This is a genomic window from Pseudomonas sp. UBA6315, from assembly GCF_002438125.1.
GTDB lineage: Bacteria > Pseudomonadota > Gammaproteobacteria > Pseudomonadales > Pseudomonadaceae > Aquipseudomonas > Aquipseudomonas faucium.
Genome location: NZ_DJTF01000130.1, coordinates 5,548 through 10,410, shown reverse-complemented (window position 1 = coordinate 10,410; position 4,863 = coordinate 5,548). Strand labels below are relative to the sequence as shown.

Sequence of the window (4,863 nt, the reverse complement as noted above, 5' to 3'; positions counted from 1 at the left end):
GCTTGCCGGCGATGGGGCCACTGTTTTTTCCGCACAGGAGAATGCCTGCGTGCACACACCTATTCCCGTCACCGTCCTCACCGGCTTCCTGGGTGCCGGCAAGACCACCCTGCTCAAGTACATGCTCAAGGCCGAGCACGGCCTGAAGATCGCCGTGATCGAAAATGAATTCAGCGAAGCCGGCATCGACAGCCAGCTGCTGGGCGACGAGCCGGTGCAGGTGATGACCCTGGCCAACGGCTGCGTGTGCTGCAGCATCCATGGCGACCTGACCCGCGCCCTGTACCTGCTGCTCGAACGCCTGGATGCCGGCGAAATCGCCTTCGACCGCCTGGTGATCGAGTGCACCGGCCTTGCCGACCCGGCGCCGGTGGCGCAAACCTTCTTCATCGACGAAACGTTGCGCGAGCGCTACATCCTCGACGGCATCATCACCCTGGTGGACGCCGCCCATGCCGAGCTGCACCTGGCCCAGGCCATCGCCCAGGCCCAGGTCGGTTTTGCCGATCGCCTGCTGCTGAGCAAGACCGACCTGGTCGAGCCGGCGGCGGTTGCCGCGCTGCAGGAGCGCCTGGGGCGGATCAATGGCCGGGCGGCCATCCGCGTGGTCGAGCAAGGCCGCATCGACCTGGCCGAACTGCTCGATGTGCGTGGTTTCAACCTCAACCCCGACCTGGGCGCCAACCTCAAGCCGAGCCTGCGCCCGGTGCTCAAGCCCGCCACGCCAGACCGCATCTCGACCCTGGTGCTGCGCACTGAAACCCCGCTGGACATCGACCGCCTCAGCGACTTCATGAACGAGCTGCTGGAAACCCACGGCACGCAACTGCTGCGCTACAAGGGCGTGCTCAACATTGCCGGCGAAGACCGCCGCCTGGTGTTCCAGGGTGTGCTCAAGCTCTACGGCTTCGACTGGGACGCCGAGTGGGCCGAGGGCGAGGCGCGTGAAAGCGTGATGGTGTTCATCGCCGATGAATTGCCCGAGGCTACGATTCGGGCTGGCTTCGAGGCGCTGGCTGCGGATTGAGCCGGGGTGTTGGCGAGGCCTCGAACCACTGTGGCCAGGAGCTGCGGTGGCGGCTTTCGACTTCGATGCACGGGATCAGCCGCTCGCTGAGCACGGCGGTCTGGCCCACGGCCTTGGCGGTGCGGTACTTGACGCTGTGGATGCACTCGCGGTCGCCAAACTCGCAGCGGTTCAGCGCGGTGCCGCCACAGGGGCCGTTGGCCAGGCCCTTGGGGCAGGTTTCCGGGCAGATGTACAAGGTGTCTTCCAGGCGGCAGCGGCCACAGGTATCGCAGCCCAGCAGCGGCCGCTTCACGCTGCGCTCCAGCCCATGCAGTAACCTTTCGCCGCTGCCCGTGGCCCAAACGGGCCGGCGCACGGCCCAGCCGAATGCCTTGCTCAGCCAATTGTGGCGGCTGAACAGCGCGGCGTGGGCGCCGTGCAGCAGGTGATAGCGCAAGGTTTCCCCGGCCGAGGCCTTGACCACGGACTGGCCATCGCGCCAATCGGCTGCAGGTGGGTGGAAGGTCACGGCGGGCAAGCCCGGCAGCTGCCAGCTCTGTGCCCAGGCGGGTGCCCATTGCGCCAGTGACTGAACACGCGCCTGCCAGTGTTCCAGGCGCGCCTCCAGCGCCAGCAGTTGCTCCAGCGCGTGGATGCCCGACAGGTGCACCCCGGCGTAGCCCATCAGCTTGACCCCGATGATCTGCAGCGCCAGGCGATCGACGCTGCGCGCCTGGGCGAAGGCCTTGGACTCGGCCGCCTCGGCCTCGAGCAGCGCGCGCATCGATGGCGTGACAGTAACCCCGGCGACGTGGTCGAGCATCGCCGCGCGGGCGTGGGTCAGGCTCATCAGGCAGGCCAGCAGCGGTCTTGGCGTGGCCTGGCGGCTCATCCAGTGCAACGCCTCCTGGTGTTTGCCGGCATCGAAACCCAATTGCAGGATGAGCAAATCGGCCCCCGCCGCGAGCTTTTTCTGCGCCTTGAGGTACTGCGCGCCGCCTTCCTCCTCGCGGTATTTGAACGGGTTGAGCGCCGCCCCGAGCAACCAGTGCGGGCAGGCCTGGCGGGCGATCTGCAGGGCGGCGACCGATTCCAGGTAGCGCACCGGGCGCTCGCCGGGCTGATGGCCGGGCAGGCGGTCGCCGGTGAGCAGCAGCAGCTGATCGAGGCCGGCGGCGTCCATGCGCTGCAGTTGCGCAAGCAGGTGGTGGCGTTCGCGGTCCTTGCCGGAGAAATGGGGCAGGGCGGGCAAAGGCGTGTCGAAGCTGGCGAGGGCGTCCAGTGGCGAGAGGTCCAGCGGGCTGGCGACGCGGTCGCCGATGGCCAGGGTCATGGGCCAGCCACACAGCTGCCCGCGGGCCATGATGGCTTGCATGGCGGCGAAGCGTTGCGCCGAAGGCTTGGGCACGAACTCCATGACGCAGACGAAGGTTTTATCGCGCAGCGCCGATTTCAGCAGGCTCATGGCTGGGGCACCTGGATTGATCAGGGTGGCATTGTGCGACAGGTGGCGGCCCAGGTCATGCCTGCGGGCGCAGGCTGCTGCTCTGAATGAGACATCGCCGGCAAGCCGGCTCCCACAAGTATCGAACACTACAGGGGGCCATGTGGGAGCCGGCTTGCCGGCGATAGGGCCCCCACTATCGAAGAAAGATCAGCGCTCGATCGCCAGCGCCACACCCTGGCCACCGCCAATGCACAGCGTGGCGAGCCCCTTGTGCACATCACGCTTGATCATTTCATGCAGCAGGGTCACCAGCACCCGGCACCCGGAAGCACCAATCGGGTGGCCCAGGGCAATCGCCCCGCCATTGACGTTGACCCGTTCGGCATCCCACTCCAGCGCCTTACCCACCGCCAGTGCCTGGGCGGCAAAGGCTTCGTTGGCTTCGATCAGGTCGAGGTCGGCCAGTTGCCAGCCGGCCTTGTCCAGGCAGCGCTGGGTCGCCGATACCGGGCCGATGCCCATGATCGCCGGGTCGACGCCGGCGCTGGCATAGGCGGCGATCTTCGCCAGCACCGGCAGGCCCAGGGCCTTGGCCTTGCTTGCGCTCATCAGCAGCACCGCGGCGGCGCCGTCGTTGAGGCTGGAGGCGTTGCCGGCGGTAACGCTGCCGTCCTTCTTGAACGCCGGGCGCAGCTTGGCCAGGGCCTCGGCCGTGGTGCCCGGGCGCGGCTGTTCGTCACGCTCGAAGACCAGCGGCTCGCCTTTTTTCTGCGGCATCACGATCGGGGTGATCTCGTCCTTGAAGCGGCCAGCCTCGATCGCGGCCACGGCTTTTTGCTGCGAAGCGGCGGCGAAGGCGTCCTGCTGCTCACGGCTGAGGCCGTACTTGTCCACCAGGTTTTCCGCAGTGATGCCCATGTGGTAGTCGTTGAAGGCATCCCACAGGCCATCGCTGATCATGCTGTCGACCAGCTGGCCATGGCCCATGCGCTGGCCGGTGCGTGCCGAGGGCATCACATAGGGCGCCAGGCTCATGTTCTCCTGGCCGCCGGCAATCACCACCTCGGCGTCACCGCAGCGGATGGCCTGGGCAGCCAGGTGCAGGGCATTGAGGCCCGAGCCGCAGACCTTGTTCAAGGTGAGCGCCGGCACGCTGTAGGGCAGGCCAGCCTTGATTGCGGCCTGGCGCGCGGGGTTCTGCCCGGCACCGGCGGTGAGCACCTGGCCGAGGATCACTTCATCGACCTGGGCCGGGTCCAACCCGGTCTGCTCCAGCAGGCGCTTGATCACGGCAGCGCCGAGGTCCACGGCAGGCACCGTGGCCAGGGCGCCCTGGAAGCTGCCGATGGCGGTGCGGGTTGCGGCGACGATGACCACGTCGTTCATGTTGTTGTTCTCCGGGCAATGGGCGTAATGCCCCAGCATCGGTGGCTTTGGCTGATTTGTTAAGTTTGTTTTTCTTTGCCATTGATCGGGAAAGCAAATGAATGCCCCGGCGCCACGAGGCCACTGCCGGCCTCGTCTAAGCTGGAAACGTTCCGCCGCGTCTTTCAACCCACCGATTGGAGCACACCGCCATGCGCATGCTGATTGCCGCCACCTTGCTGCTGGGTAGCAGTGCCGCCTTCGCCGCCACGCAATGCACCACCGCCGACAAGAGCACCTGGCAAAACCCGGAAAAATTCCAGGCCCAGCTCAAGGAGCAGGGCTACAAGATCAACAAGTTCCAGGTCACCAAGGGCAACTGCTACGAGATCTACGGGTTCGACAAGGAGGGCAAGAAGGTCGAGATCTACCATGACCCGGTCTCGGGCAAGGCCGTCAAGACCGAATACCACAAATGATGCAACGCGCGACCGTCACGCTGTGGGACCCGCTGTTGCGCCTGTGCCACCTGTCGTTCGCCACCGTGTTCTTTGCCGATTATTTTTTCAACGAAGAGGGTGACGACTGGCACCAGTGGCTCGGTTACTACGCGTTGGGCTGCGTGCTGGTGCGCCTGGTGTGGGGCTTCGTCGGGCCGCGAAGTGCGCGCTGGGCCGATTTCTGGCCAACCCCTGCGCGCCTGGCGGCCCATGCCCGGGCGCTGTTCAAGGGCCAGCCCTACCATCGCTTGGGGCATTCGCCGATTGGTGCGCTGGTGATGCTGCTGATGCTCGCAGGCATTACTGGCCTTGGGCTGACCGGCTGGGCCTCGCAGGAGGTTGACGCGCTATGGGGGGCCGATTGGCCCATGCAGGTGCACAGCTTCCTGGCCGATGCCGTGTTGGCGCTGGTTTGCGTGCATGTGCTGGCGGCGATCGTCGAGAGTGTGCGGTTGCGCGAGAACCTGCCGTTGTCGATGCTGACCGGGCGGCGGCGTATGCCTGATGAGCACTTAGAATGAAGCAGCCGCTTTGCCTGGGCT

At 66.2% G+C, this 4,863-nt stretch carries 5 protein-coding genes; 3 read left to right on the top strand and 2 right to left on the bottom strand.

The window, feature by feature from the left end; all coding sequences use genetic code 11:
• Nucleotides 1–49: 49 nt before the first annotated feature.
• On the top strand, nucleotides 50–1,027 hold the full coding sequence (yjiA, locus tag B3E94_RS15120; protein ID WP_286914133.1) for a GTPase: 978 nt from the start codon (nucleotides 50–52) through the stop codon (nucleotides 1,025–1,027).
• On the opposite strand, the gene B3E94_RS15115 is transcribed toward yjiA, so the two are convergent.
• Nucleotides 987–2,474, bottom strand: coding sequence for a methylenetetrahydrofolate reductase C-terminal domain-containing protein (locus B3E94_RS15115; protein WP_286914132.1), 1,488 nt, complete (start codon nucleotides 2,472–2,474; stop codon nucleotides 987–989). The two genes, yjiA and B3E94_RS15115, sit on opposite strands and share 41 nt — an antisense overlap.
• 189 nt (nucleotides 2,475–2,663) lie before the next feature.
• Nucleotides 2,664–3,842, bottom strand: coding sequence for an acetyl-CoA C-acetyltransferase (locus tag B3E94_RS15110; RefSeq protein WP_286914131.1), 1,179 nt, complete (start codon nucleotides 3,840–3,842; stop codon nucleotides 2,664–2,666).
• A 191-nt stretch (nucleotides 3,843–4,033) separates the two neighbouring features.
• Here B3E94_RS15110 and B3E94_RS15105 point away from each other — a divergent pair, with 191 nt between their 5' ends.
• The gene (locus B3E94_RS15105) at nucleotides 4,034–4,300 is read left to right on the top strand and encodes a PepSY domain-containing protein (RefSeq protein ID WP_176510864.1); all 267 of its coding nucleotides are present in this window, start codon (nucleotides 4,034–4,036) and stop codon (nucleotides 4,298–4,300) included.
• The gene (locus tag B3E94_RS15100) at nucleotides 4,300–4,842 is read left to right on the top strand and encodes a cytochrome b/b6 domain-containing protein (protein WP_236235361.1); all 543 of its coding nucleotides are present in this window, start codon (nucleotides 4,300–4,302) and stop codon (nucleotides 4,840–4,842) included. The genes B3E94_RS15105 and B3E94_RS15100 overlap by 1 nt, the downstream gene beginning before the upstream one ends.
• The last annotated feature ends 21 nt before the right edge of the window (nucleotides 4,843–4,863 follow it).